The 20,584-nt window shown below is 61.8% G+C and carries 18 protein-coding genes; 10 read left to right on the top strand and 8 right to left on the bottom strand.

Annotation, left to right across the window (positions count from 1 at the left end; genetic code table 11):
* Positions 1-146: 146 nt before the first annotated feature.
* The 7 genes from AC07RZ_RS03190 to AC07RZ_RS03160 all read right to left on the bottom strand — a co-directional run bounded on the left by AC07RZ_RS03190 (position 147) and on the right by AC07RZ_RS03160 (position 8,319).
* Positions 147-989, bottom strand: a complete 843-nt coding sequence (locus AC07RZ_RS03190) for a class I SAM-dependent methyltransferase (RefSeq protein WP_494666870.1) — start codon at positions 987-989, stop codon at positions 147-149.
* A 1-nt stretch (position 990) separates the two neighbouring features.
* Positions 991-2,184, bottom strand: coding sequence for an acyltransferase family protein (locus AC07RZ_RS03185; RefSeq protein ID WP_494666869.1), 1,194 nt, complete (start codon positions 2,182-2,184; stop codon positions 991-993).
* Positions 2,185-2,228: 44 nt separating this feature from the next.
* Positions 2,229-3,095 (bottom strand): class I SAM-dependent methyltransferase, encoded by an 867-nt coding sequence (locus tag AC07RZ_RS03180; RefSeq protein ID WP_494666868.1) that lies wholly within the window; start codon positions 3,093-3,095, stop codon positions 2,229-2,231.
* On the bottom strand, positions 3,089-4,420 hold the full coding sequence (locus AC07RZ_RS03175) for a glycosyltransferase (RefSeq protein WP_494666867.1): 1,332 nt from the start codon (positions 4,418-4,420) through the stop codon (positions 3,089-3,091). Before AC07RZ_RS03175 ends, AC07RZ_RS03180 begins: the two co-directional genes overlap by 7 nt.
* Positions 4,421-4,432: 12 nt before the next feature.
* Complete coding sequence (locus AC07RZ_RS03170; protein ID WP_494666866.1) at positions 4,433-5,995, bottom strand: glycosyltransferase; 1,563 nt, start codon at positions 5,993-5,995, stop codon at positions 4,433-4,435.
* A gap of 452 nt (positions 5,996-6,447) precedes the next feature.
* On the bottom strand, positions 6,448-6,918 hold the full coding sequence (locus tag AC07RZ_RS03165) for a transposase (protein WP_494666865.1): 471 nt from the start codon (positions 6,916-6,918) through the stop codon (positions 6,448-6,450).
* 510 nt (positions 6,919-7,428) lie between these two features.
* A complete protein-coding gene (locus AC07RZ_RS03160) occupies positions 7,429-8,319 on the bottom strand; it encodes a LysR substrate-binding domain-containing protein (protein ID WP_494666864.1) in 891 nt (296 codons plus the stop codon).
* A gap of 388 nt (positions 8,320-8,707) precedes the next feature.
* On the opposite strand from AC07RZ_RS03160, the gene AC07RZ_RS03155 reads away from it, so the two are divergent.
* From AC07RZ_RS03155 to AC07RZ_RS03125, 7 genes are read left to right on the top strand one after another with little or no spacing between them, the layout of a single operon-like run.
* A complete protein-coding gene (locus AC07RZ_RS03155) occupies positions 8,708-9,802 on the top strand; it encodes an ABC transporter substrate-binding protein (RefSeq protein ID WP_494666863.1) in 1,095 nt (364 codons plus the stop codon).
* 24 nt (positions 9,803-9,826) lie between these two features.
* Positions 9,827-10,684 (top strand): ABC transporter permease, encoded by an 858-nt coding sequence (locus AC07RZ_RS03150; RefSeq protein WP_144739715.1) that lies wholly within the window; start codon positions 9,827-9,829, stop codon positions 10,682-10,684.
* Positions 10,681-11,532 carry an ABC transporter permease gene (locus AC07RZ_RS03145; protein WP_494666862.1) on the top strand — a complete coding sequence of 284 codons (852 nt, stop codon included), beginning with the start codon at positions 10,681-10,683 and terminating at the stop codon, positions 11,530-11,532. The genes AC07RZ_RS03150 and AC07RZ_RS03145 overlap by 4 nt, the downstream gene beginning before the upstream one ends.
* Before the next feature lie 41 nt (positions 11,533-11,573).
* Positions 11,574-12,680: an ABC transporter ATP-binding protein gene (locus tag AC07RZ_RS03140; RefSeq protein WP_494666861.1), complete on the top strand. Its 1,107-nt coding sequence runs from the start codon at positions 11,574-11,576 to the stop codon at positions 12,678-12,680.
* Between the two features lie 48 nt (positions 12,681-12,728).
* On the top strand, positions 12,729-13,535 hold the full coding sequence (locus tag AC07RZ_RS03135; protein ID WP_494666860.1) for a transporter substrate-binding domain-containing protein: 807 nt from the start codon (positions 12,729-12,731) through the stop codon (positions 13,533-13,535).
* Positions 13,536-13,557: 22 nt separating this feature from the next.
* Positions 13,558-15,267, top strand: a complete 1,710-nt coding sequence (locus tag AC07RZ_RS03130; RefSeq protein WP_494666859.1) for a 5-guanidino-2-oxopentanoate decarboxylase — start codon at positions 13,558-13,560, stop codon at positions 15,265-15,267.
* Complete coding sequence (locus tag AC07RZ_RS03125; RefSeq protein WP_494666858.1) at positions 15,261-16,715, top strand: aldehyde dehydrogenase family protein; 1,455 nt, start codon at positions 15,261-15,263, stop codon at positions 16,713-16,715. Before AC07RZ_RS03130 ends, AC07RZ_RS03125 begins: the two co-directional genes overlap by 7 nt.
* Position 16,716: 1 nt before the next feature.
* Here the strand turns inward: AC07RZ_RS03125 and AC07RZ_RS03120 are convergent, their stop codons facing one another.
* Complete coding sequence (locus tag AC07RZ_RS03120) at positions 16,717-17,847, bottom strand: ABC transporter substrate-binding protein (RefSeq protein WP_494666857.1); 1,131 nt, start codon at positions 17,845-17,847, stop codon at positions 16,717-16,719.
* A 296-nt stretch (positions 17,848-18,143) separates the two neighbouring features.
* Here AC07RZ_RS03120 and AC07RZ_RS03115 point away from each other — a divergent pair, with 296 nt between their 5' ends.
* The 3 genes from AC07RZ_RS03115 to AC07RZ_RS03105 are packed head-to-tail and all read left to right on the top strand — an operon-like array spanning position 18,144 to position 20,526.
* A complete protein-coding gene (locus tag AC07RZ_RS03115) occupies positions 18,144-18,383 on the top strand; it encodes a FeoA family protein (RefSeq protein WP_092397590.1) in 240 nt (79 codons plus the stop codon).
* Between the two features lie 11 nt (positions 18,384-18,394).
* On the top strand, positions 18,395-20,233 hold the full coding sequence (gene feoB / locus AC07RZ_RS03110) for a ferrous iron transporter B (protein ID WP_494666856.1): 1,839 nt from the start codon (positions 18,395-18,397) through the stop codon (positions 20,231-20,233).
* Positions 20,230-20,526 (top strand): DUF6587 family protein, encoded by a 297-nt coding sequence (locus tag AC07RZ_RS03105; protein ID WP_494666855.1) that lies wholly within the window; start codon positions 20,230-20,232, stop codon positions 20,524-20,526. The genes feoB and AC07RZ_RS03105 overlap by 4 nt, the downstream gene beginning before the upstream one ends.
* Positions 20,527-20,584 lie beyond the last annotated feature (58 nt).

Genomic DNA, 20,584 nt, shown 5'->3' with positions numbered 1-20,584 from the left:
CATGGCGTCGTCACCCGGATGGGCGCATTTCAATCTAATACAGGATTTTCGGGCATGCATTTTCCTACTCTCTCCATTCTTTGCCGACGCGCCGCAAACCCGCATCGGCCATCCGCCGGAACAACTGCCAGCCTCGCTGTAAGTCTTCATGGCTTATGAGCGACAATCGCCTGGCACTTCGGCATCAGGGCGTTCATGCGTTGCCGCACCAGGCTGCCTTGGGGACTGCCGAGCAAGGCTTCCCAGGTACGGGTCCAGCTATTGAGCAACGGGTGCTGCGGGTCCGCCAGATCGACCTTGCAGACCCAGAAAAACAGCCACCAGAGCGACCAGTAAAATCCGTAATAGCTATGGCGCTCGATCACCAGCCCGGCGTCCGTCACCAGCTGCTCGAATTGGTCGCGCTGGATGATGCGCACGTGATTCGGTTTCTGGAAATACACCTCCGGCGCCAGCCCGACCTGCAGCTGTTCCGCTACCGGATCCGGCACTGTCAGCAAATACTGCGCGCCAGGCTTGCCGATGCGCACCAGCTCGCGCAGGAATTGCGCCGGATCGTCGACGTGCTCCAGCACTTCCATCGAAATGATCTTGCTGGCCACGCCATCCGGCAACAGCAACGGATTGGCGTCGCTTACCACTCCCTGCACCTCGCGTGCCGGCGTGCCGCTCAGGCGTTGCGTGGTGGCTGCCACTTTGGCGGCGTCGATGTCGGCGACGATGACATGCGCACCGCGATTGGCGCAGAACAATGCGCAGCCGCCGTCGCCGCAGCCAACGTCGACCACGACATCCTCGGCTCTGATCGCAAAACCTTCATACAGTTCACCGCTGTCGACCCGATACCAGCCGTCGTAGCCGGCGTCCTTCAGGCCGATGTCAAAATGATTGGCTTCCGGCACCCGCGGCGCCGCCGCAACCTGCGGCACGATCGCCTTTCCTTGCGTAGCCTGCCGGCCGCCGAGCAGTCTGTTGATCAATTTACGCATGCTAGGATTTCTCGCTATCGGCGGCAGCGATCGACGGACGATTGCGGAACCGCCCCAGCCATGCCTGGAACCAGCCTGGACTCAGATTGATGCGGTCGGCCAGCAGTTTGCCGCGGATGCGGAACGGCGTTTCGACGAAGCGATAATTCAGCTCGCTGAAAATCACCACCAGCACAATCGCGGTCAGCGCCAGGCGGCCGTTGTAATTCTTGGCGAAGACGGTATTCACCGGTTCGATCCGGAACCAGATTTCCCGGCTGGCGAGATAGGCCGGGATATGGGTCAGGTACAGCGCATAGGAGCGGCTGCCCAACCACAGGAACACCCTCTTCAACGGGTTGTCCGGCATCAGGTAGTCCTGGTCGTAAGACCCGATGAACACCAGCAGGGCCGAGATCAGCGCCACCACGCCGACCCAGAACCGGAATTCGGCAAAGTGATAGGAGCCGATCGCTCCCAAGCCCGACACCAGCAGCAACAGGACAATCCAGCGCAGCCACTGCCGGCTTTTCAGGAAAACCGGTTCGAACCAGCGGTAGCTTGGATGCTGGCTCCAGATCGCCAGCAGCACGCCCAGTATCAGCGCATCCGAACGGGTCGCCATCAAAAACAGGTCGTAGTGCCGGTGCGCGTAGAGCTGGTAGAACAGCGGCACCAGCAGCACCCATGGCAGCCAGCGCCGGAAGATAATCACCGCGAACGGCAGCAGCAGGTAAAACTGTTCTTCCAGCGACAGGCTCCAGTACGGAAAGCTGGCGCCGTATTCGGAGCGGCCGAAGGTCGCCATCAGGCGGAAATTGCCGTAGTTGAAAAGCCCGGCAAGAGTAGCGTCCAGGTTGGTCTGCAATATGCCGAAGGCGCCTGATCGATTAAACGCAACGACAGCAACCAGGATCAGCCCCAGCCACAGCCAGGCCGACGGCCACAGGCGCGAAGCGCGCCGCACCCAAAAACTCAGCATGGTAGAAAACTGGCGGCCATCGCTGCGCGCCAGGCGCGGGATCAGGTCGCGCGCGATGACAAAACCGGAAATCGCGAAGAACAGGTCGACCCCGGTCCAGCCGCCGAAATTCGGGTAGATGTAGGTCAGCAGCCGGTTCGGCTCGCCAAACAGGTTGAACTGGGTATGTTCGACCAGCACGAACAGCACGGCAATTCCGCGCAATAATTGAATATCTGAAATCCGTCGATTCATGTCTGGCCTGCTCTCCTTGCTGATCCTGTACTGGGCGTCGTCCGTCAATCCGGCTTGCGAGCTATTATCAGCTGGCTCTTGGGCATGAAACCGTCCAGCTTGTCCTTCACCTTGGCGCCGCCCGGCAGCGTCAGCAGCTGATGCCAGGTTTGCGCCCACTCATCCAGCAGCGGCGGATACGGCGCCTTGATCTGGTCCAGCGTAGCGCCGTCCTGCTGCGTCGCGCTGGCCCAGTACAAACACATCCACATGCTCCAGTAGAAACCGGAAGACTGGCGGCTTTCGATCACCAGTCCTGCTTCGGCGACCAGGGCGGCGAACGTCTCGCGTTCGAAGATATGGATATGGTTCGGCTTCTGGAAATGGGAGGCTGGGGCCAGTCCCTGCTGCACATGCTCGCCGACCGGATCGGGCACCGTCAGCAAATACAGCGCGCCGGGCCGGCCGACACGCACCAGCTCCGCCAGCACCTGCGCCGGATGGTCGACATGTTCCAGCATCTCCATCGCGATGATGCGCGTGGCGCGCCGGTCGTCCAGCGGCAGGGGATCGGTATCGCAGACCAGCGCTTGCGCGGCGCGCGCCGGGACCGCCTTGACCTGGCGCGCCAGGCGTTCGATCTTGCCGCCGTCGGTATCGGAAAAAATCACTTCGGCGCCGCAGCGCGCGGCAAACAGCGTCGCCGCACCGTCGCCGCAGCCGACGTCGAGCACCACGTCCTCGGCGCCGATCCGGAAACCGCTGACCAGTTCGCCGCTGGCATGGTTGAACCAGCCGCTTTGCAAGGCGTCGACCAGGCCGCACATGCGCGAATCGACAACGCCCTGTTCCGAAACCAATGGCGGCAGGACCGGCGCGGCTGGCGCCTTATCCTTGAACAAGGCCGTAAAGTTTGACAGTATCTTCAGCATACCGGCGCCGCTTTGTCGGTACTGCTGGCGGGCGCGGGCTGGCCGGCGCCGGCAGAGCGCGCATGGTCCAGCAGGAAGGCGCCGAGGCGTTCCGCGATCACCGCCTGCGAACAATGCTGCTGCAGGCTGCGCACCGCATGCTCGGCCATCTGTTCGTAGCGTGTCCGGTCCTGCTTGAATACGCGATAGCTGTCCTGATAAGCCGTGCGCAAGGAATCCCAGTCAATCCGGTAACGCAAGGTCCGGTACGCCTGGCGCGGATCATGCGGCCAGTGGCTTGGCTCTTCGCTGGAAGCGATGATGAATGCGTTGTCGGCGTCGATATAGTCGGCCATGGCGGTATTGTCGGGAGCGATCGCCGGCTTGCCGCAAGACATGAACTCCATCAGCGGCAGGCACTGCCCTTCGCCATGCGAGGTATTCACCACATAGCTTGTGGCCGCCACCAGTTTTTCATATTCGGGATCGGCCAGGTAGCCGTGGATCAGCACCACGCGGCAACGGTAAGGAGTGGCCTTGTGCAAATCCTCGAGCAAGGCGTCGACCGCGTTCTTGATATCGTGGTGGGTAAGTTTCAGCACCAGCGTCGCATCGGCGACATCGCGAAAGGCCCAGCAGAACGCGCCAATCATGTCGAACCAGTTCTTGCGGCCGTCATACGGATTGAACACCGAGGTGTACACCACGCCGTCGAGCTGCAGCCACTGCGGCTGCAGCCGCGCCAGCGCGGCCGGCCGGATCAGGTCCGGCTTGGGATCATGCTTATGGGTCGGTCCGAACGGCGAGAGATCGGCGCTGCGGGTATCGATCACGGTGCCCGCCACCTGCAGCTCGACGCCGCCGGCCGATATCGCCGAGCGGCGCAGGCCGGCAAACCGGTCCCACACCGGGGCCGGCGCGGAAACGATAGGGAACGCCGGCGTCATCGCCGCCCGCACCGTGGCGACAGTGTAGCTGGAATGGGTAATGGCGCAACCAAGCTTGCTGAACACCGTGCGCCAGTCATGGCGCGGCTCGCCTTGCCACGGCTCCTGCGGCACGGTGCTGAATTCCCAGGCAAACACCGGGATGGTCGGGCACTCCAGGCCGGTCACGGTCTTGTGCGGCGGCGAAAACGACAGGAACACGCAGTCCTGGCCGTGCGCCTTGGCGTTGCGGTAGATCGCGTCGACTTCGCGCGCCGGGTCGGTCACCGCGACCACGATCCCGAGCCGCTCCAGCAGCGGCCGGAATTCCTTCAGCACGAAGTAGTAGCTGTATTCTGGCAAACCCAGGTTTTTTTCAATCGAACCGGCGTCGGTTTCCGAGTAGACGATGATGATCATGTGCGGCTATCTTCAGGTCAGGCGGCTGGTCAGCGCCACGGGAACCGTGTCGCGTACAGCGCCGTGCAGCGCGGGGCTGCGTCCGGTTTGATGGAAGAAGCCCTGCAACTGCCGCTTGACGGCATCGACCGATGCATACGACTGCATCCGCTGCAGGGTATGCGCGCGCATCTGTGCATAGGTTTCCGGCGCCTGCCGGGCCGCCTGGTAGCTATCCCGGTAAGCGCTGCAAATCGAGGACCAGTCAAGCCGATAACGCAAGGTGCGAAACAGGTCGCGCGGGTCGTGCGGCCAGACGTTCTGCTCCAGCCCGGACTTGACCACAAAGGCGACCTGCTCGTCGATATAGTCGGCCATCGCCGTATGCGAAGGTGCAATGGACGGCTTGCCGCAGCTCATGAATTCCATCAGCGGCAGGCACAGGCCTTCGCACAGCGAGGTATTGACATAATAGGTAGTGGCGCCGATCAGCTGTTCGTAGGCGCCATCGTCGAGGAAAGCATGCAAGGTCACTACCCTGCATTTGAATGGCGCCAGCTGTGACAGCAGGGTCATCAAGGTCGTGCGATAGGAGGACAGGTCGCGCTCGTTCATTTTCAGCACCAGCGTGGCATCCTCGACCTCGCGGAAAGTCCAGCAAAATGCGGTCACCATGTCAAACCAGTTCTTGCGGCCGTCCTTGGGACTGAACACCGAGGTGTACACCACGCCGTCGAGTTTGACCGAGGTCTCCGGTTCCGGCGCCGCCACCACGGGCGGCGGCGCGGCAGGCAAGTCCGGCTGCGGCTGCGGCGCCGGCCGTATCACGGCATAACCCTTGCGGCCGCCGCTCGCCAGTGTCCTGGCCAGCCACAGCGGCAGCAGATCGCGCAATACATCCCGGTACCAGTCCAGCAGATGGCGCTTGGTGGCGCCCAGCCGGTAGCGCAGGTTTTTCGCTGGCGCCGGCGCTGGCGGCGGCGCCGTCGCGGGGAGCGGCTCCACGACTGCCGGCTGCGCCGCGTTGGCGATCAAGCCATCGGCCGACAAGCCGAGCACGCGGCTATCGATCACCGTGCCGCGCAAGCGAATCTCGTTTGACCCGCCAAGCGCGGGATTTCCCAGCCGCTCGCGGGCGCCGGCAAATTGCTCCCACAGCGGGGCCGGCACCGCCAGCACCGGGAATTCCTGGCCCATGGCGTCTTTCACGGCGCGCGCGGTATAACCGGACAAGGTGATAGCCCTGCCATGGCGGGCAAACACGTTGCGCCAGTCGCTGCGGGGATCCTCATCCCACTGCTCGTTGGGAATATTGCTGTATTCCCATGCAAACACCGACACCGTAGGACACTTGAGGTCGATCGCGGTCTTGCTGGGTGGGGAAAAGGAAAGGAAAACGCATTCCTCTCCACGCTGCCGGCATTCTTCAAACAGCGGGTCGACTTCGGTTTCCGGACGCCGTACCAGCGTGACCGTCCCGAGTTCCGCCAATGCGGCGCGAAAGGCTTTCAAGACAAAGTAATAGCTGTACTCTGGCAAACCAAGGCTTTTATCGATCGTGCTTTCGCCAATATCCGAATACAGAATGAAATTCATCAAAATCGTACTTTTAATCGAATGTTAATCGTCCAAACCACTGCCAGGACCGCTTGCGGCTTCGGCATATTGCTTTTCAGACTTGTCTCAGCCCCTTAGGCGGGGCCATTCTTTGTTATACACAGGGAAAGTGCCGCGGCAGCCGCATGGCCCCGACCAGAAAGTTTCCTATCAAACACTCTCCCTATGGTTGCCGATAATACCTGATACCGCATGAAGGTAGTGCGATGCGGCACTCCTTTAGAGCGGGAACCCTATTGTGCTTTAATGTAACTTTGAGTTATTTTCGGCGCCAGCTACCCAACCAGGAATGGTTTTACGGGTGGCGATTCAGGAAGAAACATTTGCATCAATATCAACATTCGCCAGCATTGGGCGCGTGATGCCAAATGACGCCGGCCGCACCGGCGCTTCACGATGAGCGCCTGCAGCCGGGGCATTGCTTTTGAAGATCAGCCAGTCTGGCTGTCGTCGGTAACCAGCCACACCCACGACGACGACAATTCGTCGGCGCGTGCCGGTTTTGCGTTGGCGCCCACAGCGGAAGCCAGGGCGCGTCCATAAATTTTCACATTGGTGCGCCTGATCGATCTTTCCGTGTTCAGGCGGGTGTGTTCGTCGCCAAGGGTGACGATGGCCCCCAGCATGACCTGCAATTCCTGGTCGTCAACCAGGTTTTCGGCCAGGCGCCGCCAGACATCGGCCTTGGTCCAGCGCCGGAACCGCATGTAGCTGGTTCTCCAGCGGCCGAATTCGGGCGACAGGTTGCTCCATGAGCCTGATTTCAGCGCGACCCATAACACCGCCTCCATGAATAGGCGATTGTCGCGGCCGCACATCCCGGAATCTCCAGGCCGTCCGATCAATAAAGGTTCCAGCTTGTCCCACTGATCATCTCGAAGAACGCCATCAATTTTCTGCATCGGTTTACTCTTTGATTGTTGAAAATGAACAAGCGCGTCGAATTGCCTTATGGCAAATCTTTTTTCTTTTGGAAATTGCCTGTCCAGATCCAGTCGATTACCCCTGTGCTACACATTCACCGGTTTGTTAAATCCGGCGTCAGCATGCAAGCAAAGAGTAAAAGCAAGAGCCGTATGAAACTACTGGAAAACTCAATCTTTAACTATCGTTGACACAAATTAACAATATTTAACCGTCTAATGACGCTAAATACACACCTATTATTTCCCATGAAAAACAAAACCGATTTAACTATTTCTTTTCATTAATATTTTCTGGCTGCCGGTTTCTTGCAGAGTCGCCGGCAACTTCGCGTGTCCAGGCGCATAACGTTAACAATGAGTGTGCAATCGCCGTCGTTGGAACCGGAAAATATTGCCAGGAGTTCTTCGCCTGCGACGTACAGATGCGTCGGCGCCGGACGTAGCCGCGAAAAAGGAACGGCGGCCGGACTGACGCGAGCTGGCCGCTCAGGCGAGCGGCGCGGCGTGCTCCATGCAGTGCTGGGCGATCCACTCGCGGAAGATCGTGATTTTCTGCTGGTTGGCGACGCTTTCCGGATAAACGAAATAATAGCTTTGCCCCGGCATCACGCAATCGAACGGCTTCACCAGCCGCTGCATCTCAAGGTCGTCGCTGGCCAGGATGCAGTCGCCTATCGCCACGCCGAATCCTTGCGCGGCCGCATTCACCGCCAGGTCCAGCGTTTCAAAACTCTGGCCGCTGCTGGCGTCGACGCCTTTGACGCCGGCAAAGCGCAGCCACATTTCCCAGTCCCGGTGATCCCTGGTCGGATGCAGCAAAGTCTGCTGCGCCAGCTGCTCCGGCTCCAGGTACGGCTGCTCCTTGAGCATTGCAGGCGCGCATACCGGCGTCAGCTGTTCGGTAAACAACAAAAGCGAATGGGTATCCTTGCCGGTCGGCGCGCCATACACGATGGCAGCGTCAAACGATTCGCGCTGGAAGTCGACATTGTGCTGCAGGGCAGTCGTGACCTGCAGCTGGATATCCGGATTGGCGGCCTGGAACAGCATGATCTTGGGATAGATCCAGCGCATGATGCAGGTCGGCACTTTCAACGCCAGGTCGGTGCGCTGCCGCGTCAGCCGGGTCGATATCTCTTCGATCCGCGCGAAACTTTCGCGCACCGCGGGCAGCAGGAGCTCGCCTTCCTCGGTCAGCGTCAAGCCGCGCGCATGGCGCTGGAACAGGGGGAAGCCGTAATACTCTTCCAGGATCAGTATCTGCCGGCTGACCGCGCCCTGGGTCAGGCAAAGGTAGTTGGCGGCATGCGTGATGTTTTGATGGCGCGCGACAGTCTCGAAGACTTGCAGGGCATTCAAGGGCGGCAACTTGCGCATGGGCGTCTCCGGAGATCTAAGCCAACAGGAAAATGCATGGCTCCCATGATTATATTTCGTTTGTGAAGACCCCGGCAATGCCCAAGAATAGCAAGCATAAAAAAGTGAGCAGATCCCGCAGGGACACTTCACAAAGAAAATACATTTCCTGATACCGGAGAGAGACAAATGCATCCTGCCCAAAAGCCACCCGCTTCCTGTTGCAAACCCGCACCTGCCGTAATTACCCCCGACCTTCTCAGGCATCAGTTTTACGCATCCTAGCCATCATTAAAACTAATGCCTTACAGCGACATCTGGCACATCTCTTGCATCCCGGGATAACGCCGATCAATCTGGCCACAGGCATCCAATCGTTGTTTCCATACTTTTACAGCAGGAGCAAGCCATGCAAAATACAAATACCAAACGACGCAACGTCATCAAGGCAATTGGTGCATCGATTGCCGCATCCACGTTATCCGCACCATTTGTGAACGTCTTTGCACAGGAACAGAACTTCAAAGGCAAGACGCTGCGTTTCCTGACCTGGTCTGACGACACCGGCCTGGCGGCGCTGCGCAATATCGCCGCCAGCTTTTCTGAAAAGACCGGCGCCAAAGTGATCGCCGACCGCGCCGACGGCACCTCGGGCATGGTGGCCAAGCTCAAGGCTGCCGGCAACAAACCGCAATACGATGTGATCACGCTGGCTGGCGTAGGCGCTTCCGGCCTGGCGGACGCCGGCCTGCTGATGCAGCCGGACCTGGCGCGGCTGCCGAACCTGAAAGACGTCGCCCCCCAGCACCGCAGCGGCGCCAACGGCTACGGCGTCGGCTATCTGCTGTGGACCAACGGCCTGATCTACAACACCTCGACCTTCAAGGCCGCGCCGTCCAGCTACGAAGCGCTTTGGGACGAGAAATACAGCGGCCGCATCTTCTTGCCGCCGCCAAGCTGGGTCGAGGCAGTCGACCTTGCCATCATTGCCGCCAAGCTGTCGGGCGGCTCGCAAAAGAACATCGACCCCGGCTTCAAGAAACTGGCGCTGCTCAAGGACCGTATCCTGATGCTCGGCGAAAACCCGAACCAGGTGGCCGAACTGTTCCGCACCAATGCGCTGGACCTGGGCGGCATCTACTCGCCGGCCTTCTTCCCGGTCGCGATCAAGAAACCCGAGTACAAGATGGGCGTCACCTATGACATGAAGGAAGGTTTTGCGGCGCAGCTGATGTACACGGTGATTCCGAAATCGCATCCGGGCGACCTCGACCTGATCCACGCCTTCATCAACCATACGCTTGATCCGGTGGTGCAAGGCAAGATGGCCGCCGACGTCCTCAACGGCCCGGTGAACACCAAGGCGTCGATACCGGCCGACAGCAGCCGCTATGTTCCCAGCGCCAGGCAGATCGCCGAGAAAGCGCAGATCCACGACGACAAGGCGCTGGCCGTGGTGCAAAGCGAATGGGTGCGCCGCTATACCGAGATCTTTTCGGCCTAACCGCTACAGGCAAAGGTAAAAGCAATGCTCGATCAAGACTCCAATGCGCGGCCGTGGCTGCTGCTGGCGCCGGTGCTGCTGTTCCTGGCAGTGCTGGCGGCAGCGGCGCTGGCGGTGATCCGCATGAGCGTCGGCAGCAACGGCGATGAATGGCGCAGCGTTTCGCTGAGCAGTTACGCCGACCTGGCGACGCCTTATTACATGAAGTCGCTTTGGCTCACCTTGCGCCTGGCGTTCCAGAGCACGGTATTGGCGGTGCTGCTGGCGATCCCGGTGGCGATCGCCATGGCGCGCGCCAAATCAAAGCTGGCGCGGCGCCTGCTGCTGACCGGCGTGCTGCTGCCCTTGCTGGTGAACCTGCTGCTGCAAAGCTACGGCTGGCTGATCATCCTTGGCCCCGGCGGCGTGCTGAATAATTCGCTGCTGGCGCTGGGCATCGTGCAGCGCCCGGTGCAATGGCTGTATCGCGAAAACGGCGTCTTGCTGGGATTGATACAAACCGCGTTTCCGCTGGCGGCGCTGCCGATGGCCAGCGCCCTGAAAGCGATTTCCGGCAGCTACGAAGAAGCGGCCGCCACCATGGGCGCCAGCCGCTGGCAAATCCTGCGCCACGTGCTGCTGCCGCTGGCGATGCCGGGCATCCTGTCGGGCGCCTTGCTGGTGTTCGCCTACAACGCCAGCGCCTTTGCCGTGCCGCTGCTGCTCGGCGGGCGCCGGGTCTCGATGCTGGCGGTGCTGGTGCGCGACCAGATTACGCCCTTGCTCAACTGGCCGGCGGCATCCGCCACCAGCGTGGTCTTGATGCTGGCGACCCTGGCGGTGATGGCACTGTCGCAGAAACTGGTGCATCGATCACAGAAGATGCTGGGGAATACACGATGACTGCATTTGCCCTGCCGTTCCTGCGGCGCGCCCTGCCCGGCCAGCTCACCCGTTTCACCGGCGTGCTGGCGGCAGTGGTCCTGATACTTGCGGCAATGCCGATCCTCACCATGATCATCATGTCGTTCGGCGCTTCCGACACGCTGGCCTTCCCGCCGCCGAGCTACGGCTTGCAGTGGTATCGCGCAGCCTGGCGCACCTTCATGTCGCCCGACGCCAGCGACGTGCTGTCGATGGGACAGGCGCTGGGCACCAGCCTGATGGTGGCGTTCGCGACCATGCTGATCGCCGCCGCCGTGGCCATTCCCGCCGCCTATGCGTTGAATCGCTTCAACTTTCCCGGCAAGGCCGTGGTCGAGCAGTTCATCGCCCTGCCGATGGTGTATCCGCTGGTGATGCTGGGCATTTCGCTGCTGCTGGTGTTCAATTATTTTCCGGTCGAACTGGGCATTTTCCGGCTCGTCATCGCCCACGTGATCCTGGCTTTGCCGTTCGCGGTCAAGAACTGCGCGGCGTCGATTGCCGGCATCGGCCCGGAATTCGAAGAAGCGGCTTACCTGATGGGAGCACGGCCCATGCGCGCCATGTTTGACGTGGTGCTGCCGCTGATGCGGCCCGGCATCCTGGCCGGGATGCTGTTCGCCTTCATCGTCTCCTTCAACGAATTCACGGTGACTTTTTTCCTGTACGACGTCGACACCATGACCTTGCCGGTATGGCTGTACAGCCGCACCGTATCGTCGCTCGACCCGACCGTCTTCTCCTTCGCCGTATTCATCGTCCTGATCGATTTCGGCCTGATCTGGCTGCTGGAAAAGCTGGTAGGCGACGATGGCGTGGCGCTCTAGCCGAATAGGGAAGCAATACGTTCCAACCTGACGAGAACAACATGAGCAATCAACTAATTATCGAAAACGTCAACAAGCACTTCGGCGCTGTGCACGTCGTCAAGCACGTCAACCTGAGCATCCCCGAAGGCAAGCTGGTATGTTTCCTGGGGCCGTCCGGCTGCGGCAAGACCACGCTGCTGCGCATGATCGCCGGGCTCGAGACGCCGACCAGCGGCCGCCTCAGCATGGATGGCAAGGACCTCACCCAGGTGCCGGCCTGCGAGCGCGATTTCGGCATGGTGTTCCAGTCGCTGGCGCTGTTCCCGCACATGACCGTGGCCGGCAACATCGCCTACCCGCTGCGCTTGCGCAAGGCCGGCAGGCAAAGCCAGAAGCAACGTGTCGACGAACTGCTGCAGCTGATCCAGTTGCCGCACATGGCCGACCGGCCGGTGGCGCAATTGTCCGGCGGCCAGCGGCAGCGGGTAGCGATTGCCCGCGCCCTGGCGTCCGCGCCCAAGCTGTTGCTGCTGGACGAACCGCTGTCTGCACTCGACGCCAAGCTGCGCGAAGCCATGCAGGTTGAAATCCGCCTGCTGCAGCAGCGGCTTGGCATCACCACCATCATGGTGACCCACGACCAGCGCGAAGCAATGACCATGGCCGACGTGATCGTGGTGATGGAACAAGGCCAGATCGCCCAGATCGGTTCACCGCTGGACGTGTACCGGGACCCGGTCAACGAATTTGTCGCCGACTTCATCGGCCTCGGCAACATCCTGCCGGCGGTGCCGAGCGGCGAACAATGCGTACGGCTGGCCGGCGGCCAGCTGATCGACATCGGCGGCCCGCGCAAAGCCAGCGCCGGCCAGGACATCCGCCTGCTGATCAGGCCGGAAGACGTTTGCCTGAAAATCAGCGAACCGCAGGCGCACAAGGATCTTCACGCCAGCATCCGCAACAATTGCGTGCCCGGCCAGGTGAGTTTTATCCGCGACGTCGGTTCGTCGCTGGAAGCTACCGTAGATTGCGCCGGCTTTACGCTGACGGTAGCCACCAGCCCGCGCGAAGTGCCGGGGCTGGCAATCGGCAGTTCGGTACTCGCCACCCTGCCGCCGCATGCCTGCAAGCTGATCGACGCCAGCCCTGGCCGGCTGGCCGCCTGACCTGGAATGCCGCCGAACGATACATCCATTCACTCACAGGACAACACCATGAACCTATTGCCAGCCCTCCTCAATCGCCGCCTGTGCAAGCTGGGCGCCGCCGCGCTGCTCGCAGCAGGCATGCTGCATGCCGCTCCCAGCCACGCCGACGCCATCGACACCATCGCCAAGAGCGGCAAGGTCAGGATCGGCGTCTTCATGGACTACCCGCCGTTCGGCTCGATCGGCCCTGACATGCAGCCGCTCGGCTACGACATCGACATGGCCGAACTGATCGGCAAGGCATTGAAGACCAAGGTGGAACTGGTGCAAGTCACCGGCGACAACCGCATGGCTTACCTTGCCGGCGGCAAGGTGGACCTGCTGCTGTCGGTAGGACAGACGCCGGAGCGCGCCAAGGTGATTGATTTTTCCGACGCCTACGCACCGTACTACCTGGCCGTCTTCGGCGGACCCAAGCTGGCCATCAAGGACAGCGCAGACCTGGCCGGCAAGACCATCGCCGTGGCCCGCGGCACGCTGGAAGACTTGAGCATCTCGAAAACAGCGCCGGCCGGCGCCACCATCAAACGCTTTGACGACGCCAACGGCGCCATCTCGGCCTTCCTGTCGGGACAGACACAGCTGATGGTGGTCGGCAACGATGTCGGCGCCACCATCATGGCCAAGAATCCGGCCGCCGGCATACAGCAAAAATTCCAGCTGTTCAGCTCGCCGGATCACGTCGGCTTCAACAAGAACGAAGCGCGCCTGACGCAGCAGATCAACCAGGCCATCGTGCAGGCCAAGAAAGACGGCAGCCTGAACAAGATTTCGCAGAAATGGCTGCGTCTGCCATTGCCCGCCGATTTATAACGCAACGCCACCGCTAAAAAAAATGAAACGACTTGAGAGTACTGAAATAGGCAAAACCGGCGCCAGCCTGTCCGAGAGCGGAGCGCTGACGCTTGCTCCTGCAAGCACAAGCTGTGGCGAAGTGCTGATCAAGCTGCTGGAAAACTACGGGGTCGAACTGGTGTTCGGCATTCCCGGGGTCCATACCGTCGAGCTGTATCGGGGCCTGGCGCAATCCAAGGTGCGCCACATCACGCCGCGCCACGAGCAGGGGGCGGGCTTCATGGCCGACGGTTATGCGCGGGTGAGCGGCAAACCCGGTGTCTGCTTCATCATCACCGGTCCCGGCATGACCAATATCGCCACTGCGATGGCGCAAGCCTATGCCGACTCGATCCCGATGCTAGTCATTTCCAGCGTCAACGCGCGCCAGCACCTGGGAAATGGCAACGGCATGCTGCATGAATTGCCGTCCCAGCGCAGCGTGTTTGCCGGGATGACGGCGTTCTCGCATACCTTGATGAGCGCCGACGAACTGCCGGCGGTATTGGCGCGCACCTTCGCCGTGTTCGACAGCGCCCGTCCGCGGCCGGTGCATATTGAAATGCCTTTGGATGTGATCGTCGCCCCGGCCGCGCATTTGTCCGTCGCCATGCCTGCGCGCAGCGCGAAACCGTACGCCGATCCGCGCAGCGTAGCCGCCGCGGCAGCGATGCTGCAGCAGGCCAAGCGTCCGCTGATCCTGGCCGGCGGCGGCGCCGTCAACGCCGGCATTGAACTGCAACAGCTGGCAGAGCGCCTGCAGGCTCCGACTGCGCTCACCATCAACGCCAAGGGCTTGCTGCCGCCGCGGCATCCGCTGCTGCTCGGCTCCAACCAGTCCACCGCCGCGACCCGGGCACTGGTGTGCGAGGCCGACGTGGTGCTGGCAATCGGCACCGAACTCGGGGAAACCGACTATGACACCGTGTTCGACGGCGGCTTCCTCATCCCGGGCAAACTGATCAGGATCGATATCGACGCCCAGCAGCTGGCGCGCAACTATCCGCCATCGCTGACGCTGCTGTCGGACGCCGCCAGCGCGCTGCAGGGATTGATGCAGCAACTGCAGTCGCCTTCCGAGCCGGCACGGCACGACGCCTCATGGGGCAACAGCCGTGTGGCCGCCTTGCGAGGCGAAGTCGACGCCAGCCTTGACCACCCGGCCCGCATGCAGCATCGCATGCTGGAAGCGGTGGCAAGCGCGCTGCCGGATGCGATCTACGTCGGCGACTCTACCCAGCCCGTGTATACCGGCAACATCACCTTCGACGCTGCGGCGCCGCGCAGCTGGTTCAATTCCTCGACCGGATACGGCACCCTCGGTTATGCGCTGCCGGCCGCGATAGGCGCCAAGCTGGCCATGGCCGGCCGGCCGGTAATATGCCTGATCGGCGACGGCGGCTTGCAATTTACCTTGCCGGAACTGGCCAGCGCGGTGGAGGCCGGCGTGCCGGTAATCATCCTGCTGTGGAATAACAACGGCTACGGAGAAATCAAGAAGTACATGCAAAACCGTGCCATCGAACCCGTCGGCGTCGATATCTACACGCCCGATTTCCTGGCGATTGCACGCGGCTTCGGCTGTGCGGCCGAGCATGTGGCGACAGCGGCGGAACTGGCCGGCGCCCTGCGGCTGGCGGCCTCAGCCGACAGGCCGACCCTGATTGAAATCCGGGAAACCGAATGGACTGGCCAGGAGCAACAATGCTGAACCAACCGCCGCACCTGCTATACATCGCGGGCCGCTGGTACAACGCCCGTTCCGGCCGGACGGAAACCGTGCTCAACCCGGCGACCGAAACGGCGCTGGCCGAGGTCGCCTTCGGCGCCGCGCAAGATATCGACGACGCCGTCTCAGCGGCCGCGGCCGCCCAGGCAGGATGGGGCAAAAGTTCCGGCCGCGAGCGCGGCGCCTTTTTGCGCGCGATCGCCGATGGCGTGCAACAGCAGCAGGAACAGCTGGCGCGCCTGCAAACCGCCAACAACGGCAAACCCTTGAGCGAATCGCTGATCGATGTCGGCGACGTCATCGCCACCTTCAGCTACTACGCCGAACTGGCGGAACAGCTAGATGACCGCCAGGATCAGCCGGTAGCCCTGCCCGATGCCGGCTTTACCGCAACCTTGCGGCATGAACCTTGCGGTGTCGCGGCCCTGATCGTGCCGTGGAATTTCCCCATGGTGACCACGGCATGGAAAGTGGCGCCGGCGCTGGCGGCCGGCTGCACGGTGGTGCTCAAGCCGTCGGAGATAACGCCATTGCCGGAGCTGGCGCTGGCGGCCATCATCGACCGGGCCGGATTGCCGGCCGGCGTCTTCAACCTGGTCACCGGCGACGCCGAGGCCGGAGCGGCGCTGGCCTCCCATCCCGCAGTCCGCAAGGTTTCCTTCACCGGCAGCACGGTTGTCGGCCAGGCAGTGATGAAAACCGCCGCCGACGACCTCAAGCGCATCAGCCTGGAACTGGGCGGGAAATCGGCGGCGCTGTTGTTTGCCGACGCCGACCTGGAACTGGCGCTCGATATCGTCTGCGGCGGGATATTTTTCAACGCCGGACAGATGTGCTCGGCGACCTCGCGCCTGCTGATCGAGCACAGCATCGCCCAGGATTTCACGGCGCGCCTCAAGCAGCGCGTCGAATCCATCCGGGTCGGCGATCCGATGGATCCCGCAACGCAGATGGGTCCCTTGAGCAGCCGCCGGCAATATCAGAAAGTGCAGCAGTACATCCAGCAAGGGATGGCCGCGGGACTCAAGCTGATTACCGGCGGCGCGCCTGCGCAAGACAAGGCCAAGGGATATTTCGTGGCGCCGACGATCTTCGCCGACGTGCCGTTCGACAGCCCGCTCTGGCGCGAGGAAATCTTCGGCCCGGTGTTATGCATCCATGCCTTCGACAGCGAGCAGGAAGCGATTGCGATCGCCAACCGAAGCGACTACGGCCTGGTGGCGACCGTCCTGACCGCGGACAGCGAACGCGCCAGCCGCGTGTCAGCGGCGCTGGAAGTAGGCCTGGTCTGGGTCAACAGCCCGCAGGTGATTTTTCCGCAAGCCTCGTGGGGCGGCATGAAGAAAAGCAGCCTGGGCCGCGAACTTGGCCCCTGGGGCTTGCAAGCATTCCAGGAGATCAAGCACGTGATCGTGGCCGCGCCCGGATAAATCAGTGCAGGAACCTGCCGCTCTTGGCCACCATGGTCAGGTCGACGAATTCCGAGCCGTTGTGGTTGCTCGGGCTGAAGGTGACGAAATAACCGCCGGCGTCATAGTGGTTGATGGTCTCCAGGGCCTTGACCAGGCTCTCGCGCGACAGGCTGCTGCCGGCGCGCTTGAGGCCTTCCACCAGGACCTTGGCCGCAATGAACCCTTCCATGCTGACGTAATCCCACTCTCGCTTGCCGTCCTGCAGGTAGTACTTGCGGTACTCCTTGACGATGCCGTTGACTTCATCCCAAGGAGCCGGCATCACCTGTGCAATCTGCACGCCGCTGGCATCCTTGCCCAGCGCATTCACCAGCTGCTGGCTGCCGACAAATGAAATGTTCCAGAACGACGGCGGGCTGCCGGCTGCAATCATGGCCTTGATGAAGGCCGCGCTGGAGTTGTAGGCCGACACCATGATCACCGTCTGCGGCTGGCTTTGCCGGATCTTGGCGACGGCTGCGCTGACATCGACGCTGTTGCGCTCTACCGTGCCGAGCCCGGCAACCTCGATCCCGCGTTTCTTCAGCGCCCGCGTCACGCCTTCCAGGCCGGCCTTGCCATAGGCGTCGTTCTGGTAAAACACCGCGATCTTCTTCAGCGACAGGGTGGTGATCTGCTGCACGATTTTTTCGGTCTCGGCAAAGTAGCTGGCGCGGATATTGAAGATGTTCCGGTTGAACGGTTCGCGCAGCGACTGGGCGCCGGTGAACGGCGCGAAGAACGGCACCTTGGCCTTGGTCAAGGCGGGAATCGAGGCATTTGAAGTCGGCGTGCCGACATAACCGAACAAGGCCAGTACGTCGTCCTGCTCGATGAACTGCCGGGTATTCGCCGCCGCACGCTCAGGTTCATAACCGTCGTCCAGGGTCTTGAGGATGATTTTCCGGCCGAACACGCCGCCGCTGGCGTTGACCTGGTCGAAATATGCTTGCGCGCCGTCATGCATGCCCTTGCCCAGTTCCTTCGCGGGCCCGGTGAACGCCGCCGACTGCCCGAGCGTGATGGTAGTGGCGGTGACGCCGCTCTCCGCGCGGCAGAAGGCGCTTGCCAACAGCAGAGATGACAAGGCAAGTATTTTGTGAAGTCGCATGCAGAATCCGATCGTTCGTTGAGACAAGTTGATAAATATTCAAATTCCTACGCCATCGATGTTAGCGCTACCGAAAATCATCGATGAAATTTGTTGCGGTGCAGAAAATTGCGCCAAGTAAAACGCAAACCGGGCAATGCTGTCAAGCAAGCCACGCTATTTTTGCCAACCGGCGAGGGAATAAAGTGGCATCTGAGCAAGAATGGGGCCAGCACAGCCTCTCCACCCCTGTTTTGTTCGCCAAGCCGTGGCCGTGAATGTATATAATGAGAATGATTATTGATCATGGCTTTTGTATGAGACTTTGTGACTTGACGCCGTTTACCCCCGCAGTGATCGAATATGTAGAAGACGTGCTGGAGCAGGACCCGATCGCCAAGCGCCTGCGCGAGCTGGGATTTGTCCATGGCGAAGCCGTGAGCCTGGTGGCGCGCGGCCCGGTCGGCGCCGATCCGCTGATGATCCAGATCGGCTTTACCCGTTTTGCCCTGCGTCGCGCCGAAGCGCACCGGGTCCACGTCAATCCAGCGTCCTGAATCCCGGCCTCATGTCTAGTGCATCCTCCCTCCGCATCGCCCTGGTAGGCAACCCCAATTGCGGCAAGACCGCCCTGTTCAACCAGCTGACCGGCAGCCGCCAGAAAGTGGCGAACTACGCCGGCGTCACGGTAGAACGCAAGGAAGGCCGTTTCACCGCACCATCCGGGCGCGTGTTCCAGCTGCTCGACCTGCCCGGCGCGTACAGCCTGGAAGCGACCAGCCCGGACGAAATGATCACGCGCAAGGTCTGCCTCGGCCAGATGCCGGGCGAAGCGCTGCCGGACCTGGTAGTATGCGTCGCCGACGCCACCAACCTGCGCCTGCACCTGCGCTTTGTGCTGGAAGTCAAACGGCTGGGCCGGCCCATGGTGCTGGCATTGAACATGATGGACGCCGCCCGCAAGCGCGGCATCACCATCGACCGCGAGGAACTGCAGCGCCGGCTCGGCATCCCCGTGATTGAAACCGTGGCGGTGCGCAGCGGCGGCGCCCGCGGCCTGATCCAGCACCTGGACCAGGCTGGCGCACCGGCTCCGGCAACCGGCAACGTCGGCGACGATCTGCACGCCGAGGTGCGCAGCATGCTGGCGGCGGCTGTCGCCATGCCGCGCAATACATCGATGATCGACGACGCCATCGACCGCTGGGTGCTGCATCCGGTGTTCGGACTGGCGCTGCTGGCGGCCATCATGTTCTTCATTTTCCAGGCGGTCTTTTCCTGGGCGCAGCCATTGATGGAAGCGATCCAGGCCGGCGTCGGCGCAGTCGGCGCCTGGGTCGCGGCCGCCATGCCGGAAAGCCTGTTGCGCAGCCTGGTGAGCGACGGCATTTTCGGCGGACTGGGCACGGTGCTGGTGTTCCTGCCGCAGATCCTGATCCTGTTTTTCTTTATCCTGGTGCTGGAAGAATCCGGCTACCTGCCGCGCGCCGCCTTCCTGCTTGACCGCATGATGTTCAAGGCCGGCCTTACCGGCCGCTCCTTCATCCCGCTGCTGTCCAGTTTTGCCTGCGCGATTCCCGGCATCATGGCGACCCGCAGCATCCAGGACCCGCGCGACCGCCTGACCACCATCCTGGTGGCGCCGCTGATGACCTGTTCGGCGCGGCTTCCGGTATACACCTTGCTGATCGCCGCTTTCATTCCTAGCCGCAGCGTGTGGGGCCTGTTCAATTTGCAGGGCATCGTCCTGTTCGTGCTGTACGTGGCCGGCATCGCCAGCGCGCTGGCGGTATCCTGGATCATCAAGCGCGTGCGCCGGGATAAAAGCGAGCACGCGCTGCTGATGGAGCTGCCGTCTTACCGCTTGCCCGGCGCCCGCAATATCGCCATCGGCCTGTGGGAACGGGCGCTGATTTTCTTGCGCCGGGTTACCACCATCATCCTGTCGCTCACGGTGCTGCTGTGGTTTTTATCGACCTTCCCTGGCCCGCCGCCGGGTGCAACCTTGCCTGCCATCGATTACAGCCTGGCGGGCCGGATCGGCCACCTGCTGGAATACGTGTTTGCCCCGATCGGCTTTAACTGGCAGATATGCATTGCATTGGTGCCTGGCATGGCTGCGCGTGAAGTCGCGGTATCGGCGCTGGGAACCGTGTATGCCATGTCCGGCAGCGAGGACGCCATCGCTTCGCAGCTGGGGCCGATGATCGCCCATCAATGGTCGCTGGCGACCGCTCTGGCGTTGCTGGCCTGGTATGTGTTTGCGCCGCAATGCATGTCGACGCTGGCGGTGATGCGGCGCGAAACCAATTCCTGGAAGATCGTCGGCGTCGCCACCGCCTACCTGTTCGGCCTGGCTTATCTTGCGGCTTTCCTCACCTATCAGATTGCGAGGTTCCTGACATGACGCCATTTCTTGTGCTGCAAGCCATCGTGATCGGCGCCGCCGTGATCGCCAGCCTGGTCTATGCCTGCCGCCGCCTGATGCCGGCCACCAGCCAGCGCTGGCAAGGAGCCCTGGCGAATTCCCTCAGCAGCGACTCGCGGCCGACAGCATTGCGCGCGATCGGCAAGCGCTTGCAGCCGGCGGCTTCAACAGGAGGATGCGGCAGCGGATGCGGCTCGTGCTCCACCGGCTGCGGCCCAATCCCGGCAGCCGACGAACAGCCGCTGCAATTCCGCGAACGTTCACGCGAATAATCGATCCGAAGGCGCAAGTACTCCGCAAACGGTTAATTAGGGTCAGAGTCAAATTGTT

This window comes from Collimonas sp. GW821-FHT07E08, from assembly GCF_059418905.1.
The sequence above is the reverse complement of the archived record's forward strand: the minus strand, read 5'-3'. Positions and strand labels throughout refer to the sequence as shown.